Annotated in this window: 10 protein-coding genes and 1 pseudogene; 3 read left to right on the top strand and 8 right to left on the bottom strand. The window is 67.3% G+C overall.

Annotated features, from left to right (window positions below; all coding sequences use genetic code 11):
- The 3 genes and pseudogenes from ACWCRB_RS28625 to ACWCRB_RS28615 form a co-directional block, all read left to right on the top strand.
- On the top strand, positions 1–318 hold a 318-nt coding region (locus tag ACWCRB_RS28625; RefSeq protein ID WP_450998782.1), incomplete at its 5' end, for a hypothetical protein.
- On the top strand, positions 315–2585 hold the full coding sequence (locus ACWCRB_RS28620; protein WP_450998781.1) for a UvrD-helicase domain-containing protein: 2271 nt from the start codon (positions 315–317) through the stop codon (positions 2583–2585). The genes ACWCRB_RS28625 and ACWCRB_RS28620, both read left to right, overlap by 4 nt.
- 143 nt (positions 2586–2728) lie before the next feature.
- Positions 2729–3260, top strand: a pseudogene (locus tag ACWCRB_RS28615) (CYTH domain-containing protein); the annotation flags it as partial.
- A 59-nt stretch (positions 3261–3319) separates the two neighbouring features.
- Here ACWCRB_RS28615 and ACWCRB_RS28610 read toward each other — a convergent pair.
- From ACWCRB_RS28610 to ACWCRB_RS28575, 8 genes are all read right to left on the bottom strand, one after another.
- The gene (locus ACWCRB_RS28610; protein WP_450998786.1) at positions 3320–4252 is read right to left on the bottom strand and encodes a hypothetical protein; all 933 of its coding nucleotides are present in this window, start codon (positions 4250–4252) and stop codon (positions 3320–3322) included.
- A gap of 31 nt (positions 4253–4283) precedes the next feature.
- The gene (locus tag ACWCRB_RS28605) at positions 4284–5408 is read right to left on the bottom strand and encodes an AAA family ATPase (protein WP_450998780.1); all 1125 of its coding nucleotides are present in this window, start codon (positions 5406–5408) and stop codon (positions 4284–4286) included.
- Positions 5405–6706, bottom strand: coding sequence for a DUF262 domain-containing protein (locus tag ACWCRB_RS28600; protein ID WP_450998779.1), 1302 nt, complete (start codon positions 6704–6706; stop codon positions 5405–5407). Before ACWCRB_RS28600 ends, ACWCRB_RS28605 begins: the two co-directional genes overlap by 4 nt.
- 25 nt (positions 6707–6731) lie before the next feature.
- Positions 6732–7919, bottom strand: coding sequence for a hypothetical protein (locus tag ACWCRB_RS28595; protein ID WP_450998778.1), 1188 nt, complete (start codon positions 7917–7919; stop codon positions 6732–6734).
- A gap of 267 nt (positions 7920–8186) precedes the next feature.
- A complete protein-coding gene (locus ACWCRB_RS28590; RefSeq protein ID WP_450998777.1) occupies positions 8187–11555 on the bottom strand; it encodes a type ISP restriction/modification enzyme in 3369 nt (1122 codons plus the stop codon).
- A gap of 886 nt (positions 11556–12441) precedes the next feature.
- Positions 12442–12987 carry a hypothetical protein gene (locus tag ACWCRB_RS28585; protein ID WP_450998776.1) on the bottom strand — a complete coding sequence of 182 codons (546 nt, stop codon included), beginning with the start codon at positions 12985–12987 and terminating at the stop codon, positions 12442–12444.
- Positions 12984–14171 (bottom strand): helix-turn-helix domain-containing protein, encoded by a 1188-nt coding sequence (locus tag ACWCRB_RS28580; protein ID WP_450998775.1) that lies wholly within the window; start codon positions 14169–14171, stop codon positions 12984–12986. The genes ACWCRB_RS28585 and ACWCRB_RS28580 overlap by 4 nt, the downstream gene beginning before the upstream one ends.
- A 138-nt stretch (positions 14172–14309) precedes the next feature.
- Positions 14310–17543: a DNRLRE domain-containing protein gene (locus ACWCRB_RS28575; protein WP_450998774.1), complete on the bottom strand. Its 3234-nt coding sequence runs from the start codon at positions 17541–17543 to the stop codon at positions 14310–14312.
- Positions 17544–17732 lie beyond the last annotated feature (189 nt).

Genomic DNA, 17732 nt, shown 5'->3' with positions numbered 1-17732 from the left:
GAGGAACCGGGGCTCACGGATCTCGCCCACGCGCTGGCCGACGCGGCGGTGCCCGCACCCGAGGACGGCTACGAACTGGACGGCCACGGCTGGCAGGCCGAACTGGCGTGGCCCGCCGCCCGGATCGGCGTGGTCCTCGCCCCCCGCACGGACGGCGACGAGTCCGACTACGAGGCACAGGACCGGGACAAGGCGTTCTCGGCGGCGGGCTGGACGGTCCGCACCGCCGCCGAATGGGACCCGGCGGCGATGATCGCCCGGCTCACGGAACGACGGCACGACAGCGACACCATCAAGGACGGGGAGCCGAAGCGATGAACACCTCGGGCGTCACACTGCGCCTGCTCGACAAGGCCGACAAGGAGATCCTCAAACTCCCCCGCACGGTCAAGGGCGCGTTCTTCGACTTCCAGCACAAGTTCCGGAGCAACCCCCACACCACCGGGCTCAAACTCCAGCAGCTCAAGGGCGACAGCAGGCTCTGGTCGGCGCGCGTCAACGACGAGTACCGGGCACTGCTGCTGCGGCTCGCCGACGACGACTGGCTGATCGTCTCCGTCAAGCACCGCAAGGACGTCTACAACCGGCTGTCGTACGGCGTCAACCAGGTCACCGGCGGCATCGAGTACGTGGACCTGGAGGTGGTCGAGGACAGCGTCCTGCGCCGCCTCCCCACCCCGCCCGCACCGGCCCCCGCGCCCGCTGAACCGGCCGCGCCCGCACAGCCGGAACCCGTGCGGCCGTTGTTCGCCGACTGGTCCGACCAGCAGTTGTCGGACCTCGGTGTCGCCGAACCGCTGCTGCCCGTCATCCGCACCCTCGCCACCGAGGACCAGCTGCTCGGCCTCGTCGAGTACGCCCCGCAGCTCACCGGTGAAGTGCTGCTCGCCCTGTTCGACGGGGCGTCGTACGACGACGTCCTCGACCAGGTGACCCGGCCGGTGGCCGCCACCGAGCCGGTCGACCCGGACGACTTCGAGGCCGCGGCCCAGCGGCCGGCGACGGTCGTCACCACAACGGACGACGCCCTGCGGGAGGCCCTGGAGAGCGGCGACTTCGGCCGCTGGAAGGTCTTCCTCCACCCCACCCAGGCCAGGCTGGTCGAACGGCGCTACAACGGCCCCGCCCGGGTGGGCGGCGGCCCCGGCACCGGCAAGACCATCGTCGCCCTGCACCGGGTGCGGCATCTCGTACGGAAACTTCCCCCGGGCCGGGACAAGCCGGTCCTCCTGACCACGTACAACAAGAACCTCGCCGCCGACCTGCGCTCCCGGCTGCTGGAACTGGGCGGCGAGGAGCTGCTGAGCCGGGTCGAGGTCAGCCACGTCGACCAGCTGGCACTGCGCATCGTCCGCGAGGCCGAACCGGGCAGCGGGAAGCAGGCCATCGACGACAGTCAGGCCGTACGCGAATGGCGTGGACTGCTCGACGAGTTGGGGGAAGACTCCTGGGACGCGGAATTCCTGCACGACGAGTGGACGCAGGTCATCCTCGGCCAGGCCGTCGGCACCCGCACCGACTACTTCCGGGCCCGGCGCGCCGGACGAGGCAGGAGCATCGGCCGCGCCGAGCGCGCCGAGATCTGGCAGCTCGCCGAGCGCTTCACCCAGCGGCTCGACCGGCTCGGGCGGCAGACCTGGGACCAGGTGGCAGAGCGTGCCGCGCGGCTGGAGATGGGCCGCGAACAGCGCATCCAGAACATCGCCCGACAGCGGGAGGAGACGGGCGGCCTCGATAACATCCACCTCCAGGACGGCTCAGGAGGCTGGCTGCGCCACCGGTACCGGCACATCGTGGTGGACGAGGCGCAGGATCTCCGCCCCGCCCACTGGAAGATGCTGCGCGCGATGGCCCCTCGCGGCGCCGACGACCTGTTCCTGGTCGGCGACACCCACCAGCGCATCTACAAGAACCAGGTGACGCTGGGCAGCCTGGGTGTCAACATCCGGGGTCGGTCCTCGAAACTGAGCCTGAGTTACCGCACGACGCGACAGATCCTGCGCTCTGCCCTCGGCGTGCTGGGCGAGACGACGTACGACGACCTCGACGGCAGCGAGGAAACGCTGGCCGGCTACCGGTCGGTGCTCAGCGGTGGGCTGCCGGCCGGGCACGCGTTCCCGGACTGGGCCTCCGAACGGGAAGGCGTGGCCGCGCTCATCAAGGAGTGGGACGCCGACACGGACATGGCCATTCCGCACGAGCAGATCGCGATCTGCGTGCCGACGAATCAGATGGCGGCCGAGGTGGCCTACACGCTCAAGCTGCACGGCATCGACTCGGTGGAGATCCGTTCCGACGGCCCGCACGGTTCCACCGGCGTGCACATCGGCACGATGTTTCGATTCAAGGGGCTTGAGTACCAGCGAATGGTCATCGCGGGCGTAGCAGACGGACTCGTGCCACGCGAAGCCGTCAACAGCCTGCGTGACAGGGACTCTGCCCGTTATCGGCACGAGATTCAGCGGGCTCGATCCCTGCTGTTCGTGGCGGCGACAAGAGCACGCGACAGTGTGGACGTGTTCTGGCACGGGAAGCCCAGTCCGTTCCTGGACCACTCATGGGCAGCCGCAGAATCCGGTTCATGATGCCCATCGGGTCTCGCCGCGTCGGCATCGAGCACTACACCTCACCGAGAACGCTCAGCCGCCACTTCAGCGACCAGTGGCGCGTGCCGTTCCTCGCTGCCCACGTGCCGAATTAACCGCCGAAACGAAGGAACATGGAGCCCATGAAGCACGAGTACGAGGCCAGGTTCCCGACATCGACGTCGCCGCGCTCCAGACCAAGCTCGCCGACCTCGGCGCCACGCAGACCTTCCCCCGCGCCCGTCTCACCTGGAAGATCTTCGAGAACGACGTCCTCGACGCCGGCCAGTCGATCCGGCTCCGCGACGAGGGCACACGCTCCACGCTGACGCTCAAGCACGTCACCGACGCCACGCGCATCGACGGCCCCACCCAAATCGAGACCGAAGTCAGCGACCTGCCCGCCATGGCCGACATTCTCCGTGGCCTCGGCCTGCGAGAGGTCCGCTACCAGGAGAACTACCGCGAGAATGGCACCTGGGCGAGGTCGCCTTCGACTTCGGCACCTGGCCGGACCTGCCCGCCTTCGTCGAAATCGAAGACCCCGACGAAACGTCGGTCCGTGAGGCGGCCGCCCTGCTCGACCTCGACTACACCGCTGCGCGCTTCGGCAGCGTCGACGAGATCTACAAGAGCGAAGCCAGCACCAGCACCGGTCGAGGCTGCGTTGCCGACGCTCCCGGGCCAAGAAGCCGCGGGCGCCGGAGGGGCAGGAGATGCTCTTCCGAGGAAGGTCAGAGATCCGGGCGAATCTTGCCGCCGATGTGCGCGATGCGGATCTTGCCTTCCTCCCCAATCAGCCGGAAGTGGATACGGCCGGCTCCCGGGGTGAAGCGGGCGTGGAGGTGGAAGGTCTCCCATTTCCCGTCCAGGTCCTCGAACCGGCACACGCGCTTGCGTGTCTCGCCCTCAGGCGTCACCTTGCTCTGCCATTCCGGTTCGGGCGTCGCGGCCGGGTCCCACACCGCGGCCGCAGCGTCCAGCCGCTCCAGGCAGCGCCGTACGGGCACGACCCAGCGCGGGTCCAGGTCGGTGAGCTGGGCTTCGGTGCGTGGCAGGAACTGGAGGTGCGGGTACAGGTCGGCCTTGCGTTCCCAGATCTGGCGGCCGGTGGCCGCTCTGGCCAGGCTCGACTCCCGGATCCAGGACCGGTACTCGTCGACATGCGGCTCGGAGGACACGTGCCGGACGTCGACCGTCTCGTGCGCGAACTCCAGGGAGCCGTCGTCGAGTTCGACCAGTTCGCTGCGTTCGAGACCGACTGTCGGCTTCTGCCACTCATGGGCGACCGGAAGGCTGACCGCGATGCCGTCCATGAAGTGCGCGGCGCCCAGGCCCAGGACCTTCTCGCCCTCATGTCGGTATTCGAGGTGGCCATCGGCGTCCGGCGTCGGGTAGACGCTGCGGACCGGCGATCTGTTCTGCAGGCCCAGGAGTCGCTGCCAGCGGGCGTGGTTCTTCGGGCTGCTGCCGATCCACTTGCCGACCGGGTAACCCTCGGCGATCTCCAGTGACTTGAGCTCGGTCTCGCTCACCAAGGAGGTCTCAGCCGGGTCCTCTTTGGCGATGGCACGCACAGCGTCGACGAAGTCGGCCATGGCCCGCTCGGCGCGGGCCGGGTCGCAGGCGGTTGTCCAGGATTTCTCGTTCAGGAACAGCTGTGGCATTTCTCCCCCTTGGTGACCCGTTGGCCCGTCATCAGTCCAGCAGTTGGTCGAGCGAGTTCTCCCACTCGTCGAAGAACCCTTCTGGCCACTGGGCGAGCATGCCGTCCTTGTCGACGCGGGGGGTGATGACTTCGGCGCCGGAGCCGTTGCCACGGAAGAAGTGGATAACGGCGTCGTCCGGCTGCAGGGCCCCTCGTTTGACGGCGAGGCGTACGCCGTTGAGGACGTGATCGCTGTGGGTCTCGACGACCATCTGTGCTCCGGTGGCAGCGGCCGCGGAGATCAGGGCCGCCATCCTGCTCTGCCCCTTGGGGTGCAGGTGGGCTTCGGGGTTCTCCAGCAGGATCAGGCTCTCGGGGGTGGCGCTAAGGCACGCGACCACGATGGGCAGGGCGTACGTGAGGCCGAAGCCAACGTTCGTGGGGCGGCGGCGACGGGTGGCGTTGATACCGGCGGTGCCGCCAAAGCCGTAGGAGAGGCGGACGAAGTCGGTGCCTTCGACGGCGGAAGCCTGGAGATTCACGCCGGGGCAGAGTTCCTGCATCCAGGCGACGGTCTGGTCCAGGAGCTGGGGGGAGGGGGCGTCGGGGTGGCGGAGCGGGCCGTCGGGGACCTCGCGTTCGGCGAAGTGACGCAGGTAGTTGACCGTGTGTTCGCCTCGGACGCCGAGGAATCCGCGGTCGATGGCGACCTGACGGGACCGCGGATACGTGACGGCCGGTGTGATGCGATCAGCGTGAAGGTACTGGAAAGGCGTGTCGAGGAACTGCGGGAGCTCCGACGACACCGACGCCTGCATCACGTCCTCGTCGGGCTCCTCCGAGTCGTACAACGCGACGAAACGGATCGACTCACCTGCTTCGATGACGAGACCCACCACGGGAGCGTCCGAGTCCAGCAGGTCGTCGGCGGGGCCGAAGTCATCGTGCAGGACATCGCGCGCGGTGCCCAGCTCCACCAGCTCACCGTTGAGCAGCAGCCCGGCCACGGCACCCGTCGACCGAGCGTTCTCGAACGACTGGCGCAGCAGGGCGAGGGCCTGGAGAACGCTGCTCTTACCGGACGAGTTCAGGCCTGTGAGCAGGGTCAGCGGTCCCAGGGGGAGCTCGAGGCGAGGGAATGCCTTGAAGTTGACCAGGGTGAGTCGGGTGATCACTGTCGGGCGTCTCCGTGGTCGAGGAGGTCTTCGAAGAGTTCCTGCACGGCGTCGAACCGCTTCCGTACCTTCTTGGGGTCGCCGGTGGCCACGGAGATGGACCGTTCGAACTCCGTGTCCTCCATGAGGTCCGCGAAGGCATCCAGGGCGTCCAGCTCCCGCAGCCTGTTGTGTTGGCCATCGCTGAGCCCTGCCAGATTCACCGCGATGGTCTCGAAGAGGGCTTTGTTGATGGGCGACTTGCGCTGCTGGCCCGCGCGGAACTTACGGAAGGCGTGGCTACCGAAGATCGTCTGAGCCGCCGTCATGGCACTGGTGAACTCGTACCGCAGATGGTCCTCGTCCACAGGCTCCAAGCGGTTGATGCGGTGCATGGCTTCCGCGAGGAAGCCGTCGAAATCACCGGTGCGGTATCCCTCCGGAGGGATCAGCCGGAAGGCCAGGAAGCGCAGCACCATCTCGCGGTCAGCCATACGGTCCCCGACGACGCTGTGGCCGGTGGCTGTGCGGAATTCCTCGGACTCGGCCAGCTCCGCGAGGAGGGCCCTGGCGCGGCCGGGGATCAGCGCATGCCGGATTTCTTGCCGAGTGAGGGGCTCACCACCAGTGTTGATCCGGGCGAAGACGTTGAACATGACCGGCTCTGGGGTACCGCGCCGGATGACATGGACGACGACCTCCGTCTCGCGCAAGCGAATCTGGAGCTTGCCGGAGAGGTCGTGGAAGCCCGCTCCCGCGAAATTGAGAAGGTACTCCAGGCCCTTCAGTCTCAACGGCGGAGCGTTGACAGTCTCAGCATCGAGGAAGCGCGCAATCGAGGTCAGGCGCTGGATGCCATCCACGATGGCCCAGCTGCCGTCCTTCTGCTCGGCGGCGTAGAAGGACGGGATGGGAATGCGCAGAAGCAGTGACTCGATCAGGCGGCTCTGCTTCTCGTCCGTCCAGATGCCGGCCCGGCGCTGGAAGTCGGGGGCGAGGTCGATCATCTCGTTGCGGAGCCTGGAGAGCAGCAGGTCGACCGTGGAGTTGCGGGTCTCGATGTCGATGTGCTCGGGATCGAAGGGCGAGGTGATCTGGTCGACGCCCTCGTCGGTGTCCTCCCGCTCGACGTCGGTGGGCTGACCGTCGGAGGCGGTCTCCCGGAGGAAGAGAGCGTCCACGTCGAGGACGCCCTGGTCCCCCGTCACGTCCTGGTATCGCTCGAACACCGATCGCCGGTCCCGTGTGCGCCCCTGGCTGCTGTCCTCCAGCGCGGCCATGCGTCTCGTCGCCCTCGCCCTCGTGTCGTGCCGGCTCACCCGTCGGTCCTCGTCGTCTCTCACCCTACCGGCCGTGATCCTGCGGTAACGGCTGTGCGGTCGGCGCAGTGGGGCAGGGGGTGCTCGATGCCGGTACCGGTCGATTCGACTCCTCGTCTGTCGGCTCCAGTGCCGCGTTGTCGGTGGGCGAGCCGCCGAAAAGAAGTTCCCTGGCGCGGTGCAGGGCTTCTCGGAGCGGCGGGCAGATCAGGGCGACACTCGCCAGGCCTGCCGCTGCGAGCAGATCCGAGGCGACTCCCCCGCCCGGGAAAAGGACCGCCCCGGCAAGAAGACCCACGGCCACCGCGAGCCTGCCCGCTCCTGCCAGTAGGCGGTTCCTGAGCGGCTCGGTCGCGGCGCCTGCCTCGTCGGGTTCCGGTGTGTCCGCGAGGAGCCGGGGGTCGACGATCACGAGGCTGTCGCGCTGTGCGCGCGGGACGCAGCTGTGGCGCAGGGCGCCGGCGACGAGCCGTGACAGGTCACGTACGGCGGTGCCACGGTCAGGTCCCTCGCCGAAGAGGTAGCGCTGGTTGCCGTCGGCGAGTGCCGCGACAAGGTGTTCCGTGGTCTGTCGTACCCGTGCGCGGGTGGCCGGCGGCATGGTGCGGGTCCCGTGCCGGGCTTGGGCACGCAAGGCGTCGCAGAGTCGTCCGAACAGCTTGCCGTGGACGTCGAGCGCGGAGTCCTGTGCACGGCGTCCGGCCGGGATGAGCAGCATCTCCAGGAAGCGGATCGCCTCCACCGTGAAGGCCCCGGCCGCGTCGGAGACCGCGGCGGCCCGTTCGTCGGCGGCCATGAGCGTGATGGAGACGGCGCCGAAGCCGGCGATCGCAGCGAACATCCAGAAAGGCGTGACCGTGGTCCGGGCAAGCGACGTCGCCCACCAGAAGGGAAGCACGACGGCCAGGAGGGGTACCGCCTGAAGCAGTACGGACACCCACCGACCGGCGACGATGCGGTGCCACCGGTCGAAGAGTTGGTCCCTGTCCGGCCTCTCTTCCGCCGGAACGCCCCTACGCTCCAACTCCGCGAGCAGTGCCTCGGCGCGCTTCTCGCCCGCGCCGCGCCAGATGCGCCGCACACCGGGTATGCGGTACACCCCGTCACCCAGCACACGAGAGCGGGACCGCCACAGTACGGCTATCCACACAGCCTCGAAAAAGGTCCACCAGCCCCAGAGGTATGCGAGGTTTCCGAATTCCGTCCGCGTCATGACGAACAGACTCGCAGACGGCACTGACAGTCACGCCAGGGCGACTTCGCACCAGACGGTCTTGGTGTACGAAGCGCCGCAGCTCATTGCCCTGGTCACCGAACCTGCGCTGGTCACCGGGTTCACCTCCGCCCCGGAAGGCATGCCCTCTCTGTGCGGCAGACGCGTCACCGTCATCAAGATCCGACACACAAGACGGCGTCAGACAGTTCCTCTCGCTGACGGCCTCCCGACGCTCCGCCCATGACACCGGGGCAGGCAGCAGCTCTACGGATCTTGTCGCTTTCTGCGGGACGCCTGCGTGGCACCGGATTTCGTGCTCCTCCGTGGCCGCGTGGGAGCGGCGGCCGGAGAGCCCCTCTCTGCGGTGAGTGGCCTTACGGCATGCGGCTCGCGCGCCTCGATTCCCTCGGTCCCGGGGATGGGGTCGGTCTGTATCGGCGCGGGAGCAGAACGACGGGCGGTTTCCGGGACGGGCAGGACGTTCCGACGCTGCAATTCGGCAACGCTGACGAGCGATGCCATGAGAACCCGGTCGAGCAGCTCGTTCTGAGCTGACTGCAGCTCGACCAGATGCCACAGGACGGCCAGCACGTACTGGAGTTCCTCGCTCCAGGCGGGTAGCCACCGCTCGGGCCGGATGCGGTCCAGCTCGCTGACGGCCCTGCGGGACCTCGGCCCCGTCCGGCGTCTCAACCAGCCGTCGAGAACGTTCTGTCCGCTGACCTGATAGTCCCGCATCTCTTGAGTCACCGGCCCGAAAACGCCTTGGCCGAAGTGGAGTTCGAGACGGTCGGGATCGTGGACGAAGCTCTCGGGCAATTCGTCCCTGCCGACCTGTCTCCGATACGTGATCGCCGGCTGTGCGGTCGTCCAGACCTCTTGGGGCGTACCGGGCCTCCCGGCCACCGGGTCCACGAGCCTCTCTCCGAAGGTGGACGCCCAGATCACCTTCCGCCCGATGTGCAGCGCCTCCGACCACAGGGCGGCGTCGCCGGTGAGTGGTATGCGGACGCCGTTGGTGGTGAGTTCGTCGTCAAAGCGGGACCGGAAACCGGGGTGGGCCGTGATCGCGGCGATGTACGCGAGCAAGTCCTCGGCGGATACAGGCAGACCACCGAAGGAATTACGAAGGTGCTGGAGAAGGCCGGGGGTCACATTGGGGCTGCCGTCCTTCTGCAGGAAGGGGATCACCCTGCCGCCACCCCAGCCGGCGAAGTGGTGCATGTCCGGCATCAGCGCGGTGAACAGAGTGGCGGGACCGTCACCGAACCGTTCGGAGTGCAGCTCCACGATGTGTATCTGGCCCTCGGCCCGGTTCTCCCACAGCTCCGGCGAACATCTGTCGAGGACCCTGTTGTCCGGGATGATCCACTGCCGATCGAAAGGGCGGAAGGCCACTGGCACCGGTTCCGGACACTCGGGACCTGCCTCCAGCATCGACCGCCTTCGCTGTGCGGAGCCCGGTAGCGGCTTGACCGGCAGGTCGACGGTACGGCCGCCCTTGGTCTCCCTGAACAAGGCACGCTTCTCGGTGATATCCGTCTCGGCGGTCAACCTCCGCCACCGGGAACGCAGCATGTCGGGGTCCGGGGAGTAGACCCACGTCCGCTTGGGCAGGATGCCGGGCACTGTCCATGGCAGCAGATCATTCAAAGCGGGATACGTGTCCCACGCTCCGAGTGCCGCGGGCGTGAACGGGGCGTGGGCGTCCTGTCGCACCGGACGCCACTGGTCGCTGTCCGGCCCAAGAGCCTCGAGCTGCGCGTACTTCTCCTCACGAGTGCTGCCGTCCAGGGCTACGTACCTGATGTGGGCAGGTTCGGTGTCGGCCCTGCTGCGAACGAACACGGCGATCGCCAGTTGCTGCTGAACGCCCTCGAAGAGGCGTGTCCGCAAAGGCGGCTGGATACCCTCCGGACTGAGGTCGATGATCCAACCCTCGGAACAAGTCTCACGCAGGTACTTCCTCATCCCTCGGAATCCGGGCCCGCTGAGGAAGCCCGCGGTACTGATGAAGGCGACGATTCCGCGGTCCGACTCGGAACGGTGCTGTTCGAAGACCTTGAAGGTGGCCCAGCGCCAGAAGTAGACGTACAGGTTCTTGAGCTTGTTCTCGTGCACTCCGTTTCTGCCACCGAGGCGGAAGGCATCGAGCAGAGGTGCTTTGTCATCCCCCACACAGCCTTTCTCTACCCAGCCGCCCTCCCCCTCGGCTCTCTCCCGGTCCGGCGGGTTGCTGATCATGACGGTGACCTTCTGCTCGCGCTTGATCCAGTCCGCCTTGCGGGTGTTCTCGACCAGAGGATCGCCATCGGGCAGGAACGTGAAGAGCGTGGCCCTCTCGTAGGGGTCTGCGAGGGTGTCGGCGAGATGGAGCCGCAGATCGCCGAGTTGAGTGTCGGTGACCTGCTTGCGGAGGGTCTGGGTGATCCTCATCTGGGCGACCGCATAGGCGGCCATCTGACGCTCGAAGCCGATGAGCCGACCCGCCAGCTGTTCCACCGCTTCGCCGCGGAAACCTTCCCCGCGGCGGGAACGTTCTTCGGCGACCCTGTCGATAATCTCGCTCAGGAATGTGCCGGTGCCCATGGCAGGGTCGACAATCGTCACCTGCTCGTCCGCGAAGCCCTCCACGCAGCCCAGGCGGGTGCGCAGGACGGCGTCAGTGAAGCGGACCATCTCCTTCACCAGACGGGGCGGGGTGTAATACGTGCCGGAGCGTTTACGCAGCTCACGGTCGTATTCCTGGAGGAAATCCTCGTAGAGATGAACGTGGGCATCGGGCGTCCGGGCTCGGATCGCCTCCCAGTCGACAGCATCGATAACCTGCACGAGCGTGTCGATGCGGCGGGCGAACTCGGCGTCCACCGTCTCCGTCAGCAACTGCAGGGCTCGGCCCATGACCGTGTTCTCGGCCTTCAACTCACGTGCAACGTCAACGAAGTTGCGGTCGGCGAGCGGTACGTTCTCGATACGGGCCAGCAGCAGGGCGAAGGCGATCGTCTGGGTGTAACGGTCGGCGAAGAGGTGGTCGGGGTCTTGTCCATCGGTTGACGGGAAGAGCACCTTGCTCCAGTGGTGCGCCAAGGCGGTGAAAGGCTTGGGCGCCCGCCGCCGGCTGCGAGGACCGTCTGGCGTTCTACGTTCGAGAGCAAGCTGCTCCAGTACCTCCTCTCGCAGGTACTGGCACAGCGGAGCGATGGACGACACCAACTGGCTGACGGTGGTGACGCGTTTGGGCTGCCACCCGAGAAATTCCCGCAGTAGATCCCGAAACGCCGCTCCGTCGGCATCGCCGGGACGCAACCGGTTGCCGGACCGGTACAGATCACCTTCGAAACGAACCGTGCGAAGAGGCCGCGAACCGCCTCGGTACAGGCACCAGGTGTGACCGTTGCTGTACAGCACGTTGGGCAACCGCCGCATCAGCTCCCACTGCTCACGGTCCCGCTTCGTGAAGCCGTCGGGCGTGACGTCGTGCCTGGGGGCCTTCAGCTCGAGGAAGCCGGTGATGCGCCCCGAGGTCTCCACCGCGAAGTCCGGACGCACCCGGGACTCGGGCAAGGAATACTCAGGATGAAGGCGAGGACTCAGCTTCCAGCGTGCCCCGAAAGCCTCCACCAGCTTCGCCACCGGCGGGCTGATGGACGCCTCTGTGTCACTGACCCGCAGGCGCTCCCTGCACTCGGAACCAAAGTCCGCCACGAGAGCCCGTATCCACTCCTCCGGCATCTTGTCCCCCTCCAAGCTGTGGACGCGGACGGTGGATCACCACAGCCACAGCTTGTTGGAGGCGAAACGACCGGCTCAGTGCGCAAGGGGGGCGCGCGAGGGGCACAGACGGCGCATTCCGTGACCACTGGGAAACCAGGGGCGGGTGTTGGCCGGGAAGAGACAGCTATGGCCGAAGTTGACCTTGCCCGTTACCGAGGCGTCGTAGTGGAAGTGCACACGGGACGCAACGGGGTTGCACTCGCCGACACGCCGGAGCGCCTTCATATACACGAACTTCAACGGGTCGGCCTCAGGCGGGAAAGCGCGCTCGGCGCGCCCCTTCCGATTGCTACCGACGTGCTGGAACTCCCTCATTCATTCCTCAACGCAGCGATTCACGGTGTGCGAATCACCGAGGCGAGCGGACCCCGCTGCCCCACCTCTCAAAAGCGCATACAGGTGCCTGCCGCCATCCGAAGAAACCCAACTGCCGGGAGTCAGTACCGTCACGGAAACTCTCGTGGCAGCACAGGCATGATGACCTAGAGGCCATCACTCCGCTTCTTGAGAGAACAGGCTGCCCCTCCTCACCCTGGGGAACTACCGCCTGTGCTTCCCCTCGCATCGGGGAGTCCGTGACTACTGGAGTTCGCCGACGTCCTGGACCATCCCATGTTCAAGGTCGAGACGACCGTATCCCGTCGAGGTCGGCCGGATCGGATCGCGCAGAACTCCGGCGCCCGAGGCACTGTGCTCGGCGGCGCCCAGGAGGCGGAGGCGAGAGCCAGTACCTGCAGGGCCCGCCTCAGCGCAACAGGTCCTCCGCCCTGTGCGGAACCCCCCGCAGGTGACGTCCAGCCTGCTCCATCCCCAGGAGAAGGCGGTGACCATCGTCCGCCATGACAAGTCCCCCCACGACCGCCTCCCGCACGAGATCGACGGTGTCCTTGACGCAGATCCCCTTGCGCCGCGCATAGTGGCCAGCTTCGCCGTCGTCAGTGATCCACACAGAGTTTCCGAACCCGCTGCGATGCTCGATGACGACCAGTGTCTCCGCCTCACCCAGGTGCTGCAGGGGCCGGGTCGGAGACCCCGCGAAGACGACGCGGCGGATGCGGTCCACCAGGACGGTTTCGGCCGGGTCGTCGATCTCGATGGGCTCGCCGAGCCATCCGTCGGCTAGCACTTGGCTCAGCTTCGGCCAGTACCGTTTCGACTGCTCGGCCTCGGCCGCGACAGCCTGGGTCCAACGGCCGCGGCCGTCGAGAACCTTCTCCAGAAGGCTGAGGCGGTCGACGGCGGAAAAATTGCACAGCACGGTGTTGTCGGGAAACCAACAGTGGCGCGTCATGGCTGGAAGACCAGGTCCCCTTCGCCCACGTCCGTATCCGTAGTGGATGTCGCGCCCTCTGGTGGAACCGGTTCGGGTTCGAGCAGCTCGCGCATCCTGTCCACGTCCACGCCTGTGTACGCGGCCAGCGGGCGGAGGGTGGTGTCGCCGGCGAGGTATGCCTCATACAACAACTGTGCGGGGCGGAAAGGCAGTCGTCTGGCCAGGGCCCACGTCTTGTTGGCCTCGAAGAGGTCGCTCTGTCCGGTGAGCCAGTGGCAGGTCTGGGTCGTCAGGCCACGCAGTTTGTTCGCCGTCTCCGGTGCGATGACGCCCAACTGCACGAGCCGTGCCGCGAGAGCGCTGGGTGACACCTGGAAGTGCACAACCAGTGTGGTGAGTTGCTCGTCCGTGAGGTCGCCTTCCTGCACCGCGGAGCTGATTTCGCTCCGGGGCATCAGAAGGTTGGCGGCGAACACGTTGGCGCGTACTTCCGTCAGGTCCTTCTGGTGTCCCGGGGACAGGTGCGTCTCCGTCAGCAGGTCCTGGGCGTCCCTGGCCAGAATGTGCCCGAGCTCGTGGGCAAGAGTGAAACGCTGACGCGTCGGCACATCGGTTCGGGCGATCATGACGAGCCGGAATCCGTCTGCCTGCCAGGCAGCCCCGTCGATTCCCTCCGGCAGACCGATCTTCGCCACGTCGACACCGAAGGCGTGCTCCATGGCCTGGAGCAGATCGGCGGTGTCCAGGCCACCGACGGCGGACGACCCGGTGGCGGCTAGTCGGGCGAGTGCGTCCTCAGCGAGGGCCACGCCCTGATCGACGTAGCGCTTGAGGTCCGAGCGGACCGAGGGCAGCTCCGGCAGTTCGGGCGAAAGACCCAGGAGGTCGATCACCTCGTGTGCCGTGGTGAACCTTTCGACGAGGTCCTTGAGTCTTCCTCGGCCATGCTCGTCGACTGCTGGTGCGCTGGTACGGGCCGCGATGATGGGGCGCAGCGGTTCTCTGCCGGTCAGCAGCCAGTCGACTGTGGTGCCGCCGAACTCGGCGATCCGGGCGAGGTCGAGAGACGTGAACCTGCGAACGCCACCGAGGGACTTCGACAACTTGTCGGGGGTCAGCCCGATGGTCTCGGCGAATGCCGCCTGACTGACCGAAGCCGCTGCCATGACTTTGCGTACACGATCGGTCACAGACTCAGCCATGCGTTCACCATATGGGCCAGATGCGAAAATCGCAACACGTCAGCGGATTGACGTCGAGAAGCCCATGAAAGGGGCGAGCCCCCGGCGCCACACAGCAGCGCCAGAGGCTCACTCGTTCACGCCGGAAGGCGGATCAGCTCACCCGAAGGCCAGCTTGTCGTTCCACCCCGACCCAATAACGGTCTTCACCGGAGCGTTGGTGTTGGTCGTGGACGGGTGATAGACGGACATGTGCCCGTCAGAAGCAAACCGAGCCCAAATATCCGGAATCCCATCCTCGTTGATGTCCGGAACCCCAACAGCGGCATTCACATTGGCCTCAGTCCAACTGGTCCCGAACGCCTCATCCCCGTTAACGGCGCTAGCCGCAAGCATCAGCGAGTTGAGATCAACGCTCCCCGCCCCCGCAGCCCCCACCTTCCCCCGCCGCAGATACATGCTCCCGTTGTCCAGGTTCCGCCACAGCAGGTCCGCGATCCCGTCCTTGTTCATGTCCGCGAGGTTGACCACGTCCCGTCGCGCCCACGCATCCGCGTTCATCAGCGTCGCCGTCTGAACACTGCCCCCCGTATACCCGGACAGCACCCAGAACCCCGCAGCCGTACGCAGCACCAGGTCCGGCAACTTGTCCCCAGTTACATCCCCCAAAGCCTTCAGCTGAGTCCAAGTAGAAGGAGCCGGCGCATTAGACGGCAGCCGGATCTTCATCCGCTGCCCCACGTCGAACGAGCCGTACCCATCGCCCGGGTACAACCAGAAGCCGCCGTCCGGAGTACGGGCGAACAGGTCCGTCGTGCCGTCACCGGGGTACGTGTCCTGGTAATGCGCGATCAGCGCCGCCTTGTTGCCCAGCGTCGACGCCGCGTCGTACCAGTGGCCCGGCGGATTGAGTGTCACCGTGCCATTGGCGCTCCTGCTGTACGACGAGATCAGGGAGCCGTACAGCTCGCCGTCCGGCTTCTGGCCCGCGTAGGTCCGCAGGGCGCCGGCCGCGTCGATGACCATCAGGTCGGGGGTGCCGTCGCCGCCCGTGTCGCCGGGGGTGTCGGCGTTCTCCTTCGGGGGGACGTACGTCGTGTAGTCAGTGCGCACGCTCGGGTTGCCCAGGGTGTCGTAGGCGTACACCTGGAGGGTGTTCGGGCCGGCGTTCAGCGGTTGCAGGTCCGGGACCGTGGCGAGCCCGTTCGCGTCGGCGTTGACCGACTTCGGGCTGACCCCGCCCCACGCGTACTGGAATCGCACAGCGCCCGGTGACTCGAACGTGATCGGGCCGGTCGTGCCGAAGTTGACCTTCGCCCAGGTGGTGCCGCTCGAAGTCGCCTCCAGGAACACGTCACTCGTGACCTCGGGCTGCGACGGACCGCTCGGGTCGACCGTGATGCGGCAGGGCTCCGTGCCCGGCGGGTAGTTGGTGGACGTCGCGCCCGCCAGGTCCTCGCCCAGGGCGTCCCAGGAGAACGTCGTGTTGGTCGTGATGTCCTTCAGGCGGGCGTCGGTGACCGGGATGGTCAGCGAGGCAGTGCCGCCGGACGCGCCGATGGTGACGTATGTGCCCGCCGGGACCGTGCCGCCCGTCTTCCAGAAGCGGAAGCGGACCTTGCTCATGTTGTTGTCGGGGTCCTTGGCGGTCACCGACAGCGTGATGTTGGTCTTGCCGACGGTGATGCCCGCGCCCGGTCCGGGTGTGCAGGCGCCGCCGGGCTTCGAGGCGCCCTTGGTGGGCTCGGACGGCGGGCGGTTGTAGACGGCCTCGATGGTCGCCGAGGTCGCCCTGAACTTGCGCCAGGTCTGGGTGTCCGACTCGCTGGTGGCCCGCATGCCGAGGGTGACGGTCGAGTGACCCTTGTCCGTGGCGTACTGGGCGGCGTCCTTCACGTTGAAGGCCTCGTAGTCGTCCGGGCAGGACGACGCCGACCAGCCGTGTGCGAAGGACCTGCGCTGGAGTTCGTCGGACCAGCTCGGCTGCGCGTTCCAGGTCGTGCCCGACGAGATCGAGCCGGTGCGCCAGATCTGGAACTCGCGGTTGGTGCACGACCAGGAGTGGTTGTTGAGCACCTTGAAGGTCGCGCTGGTGATCTCCGCGCCCTTGATGCTGCTGGACCAGTCCATCCGCCAGAAGGAGCGGGCGGTGCCGTTGGTGTCGTCCTCGTGGCCGACGCGGGCGTCGGAGGTGCCGGAGGAGAAGTTGGTGCCGTTGAAGAAGCTGGTGCTGGGGTACGGCTTGTAGGCCACCGTCCACGCGTCCCAGCCGGGGTTCAGGGGCGGGTCGACGTACAGCGGGTACGTGACGCCCTTGCGGTCGGCCAGCCCCGTGGCGGCGAAGCCGAGCTTCAGGCCGGCGGCACCCGTGTTCTCGCCGTCCAGGGTGATCGGCAGCGGCGCCGAGTTGGCGCCCGGCTCGATACCGGTCAGGCCCGACAGCTTCAGCACGTCGGCCGGGGTGGCGACCGACGTACGGTTCGCGGTGCCCGGGGGAAGTTCGGGGTCACGGCCGCTGGAGTCCCACGCGAACGGCGTCGGGATCGAGCCGACCTCCTTGTTCGTTTTGTCCAGGACCTGGACCCTGCTGGCCTTGCGGTCCTGGCGGAACACGGCGGTGTCGGAGCGCAGCCCGTACCTGACGGTCTTCAGCGCCTCCTGCCGTGCGGCCTCGGGGGTCTTGACGATGAGGACCTGTGCCATGCCGCCCTCTTCGCGGGCCACCAGCAGCAGGTCCACGCCGGGCAGCACCTCGGAGTAGAGGGCGCGCGGTCCGTCCAGCACCGGCTCGGGCAGGGCGCCCGGCCAGGTGTACGCGACGGTGTGCTCGCCGAGTTCCACCTCGGCGAGGATCGTCTCGCCGGACGTCTCACCCGACTCGGCGACCTCACTCAGCGCTTCGTCGCGGGCGAACGACCGGTCGGCGCGCGCTTTTTGGGCGGTGCCGCTCGCGAAGCGGACCGGGACGACCGGGTTCGCGGGAGCGACCCCGAGTCCGCGGGGGGCCTTGGCCGTCCGCTTGAGCTTGTTGTCGACGGGGGCCCACTTGCCCTCGGCGTTCTTCGCCCGGGTCGGCGCTGCCGTGATCCGGGTCTTGAACTGTCCGTCGGGCAGTGCCCAGGTCAGCGCGGTGGCCGTGGTCGCCGTGTCGACGAGCACCTGCTTGCCGGTGCGCCTGGCCTGGGCCATCGCGGTGGCCTCGTCACGCGGGCCGGTCGAGGCGCGGGTGACGTCGGTGGTGGTGCCTCCGGCGCGGGTCGGCGGGGTGCCGTCGTCCGGCTGCCACCACGGCAGCAGGGCAGCGGTCAGGGCGGCCAGCACTAGGCCGAGGGTCAGGGACAGCCGTGTGCGGGTGCGCACGAAGGGGCTGAGAAATCGGGGCGGCGCGGTCACGGCGGTCTACTCCCGTGGGAACCAAGCGGATTGAGGACAGCACAAGCAGCCCCGTTCGGCAGGCCGCGGGGCAGGAGGCGGGCACACGATCACACACTCGCCATAGCACGTCCACATTTTATTTAGTTAAGGATTTGTTATGAAAATACTAATCCCATGTGACGGTGTGGCAGTTGTGCCCGATTCAGA

Source organism: Streptomyces sp. NPDC002156 (assembly GCF_053593675.1).
This window is presented reverse-complemented; position numbering and strand designations above follow the sequence as displayed.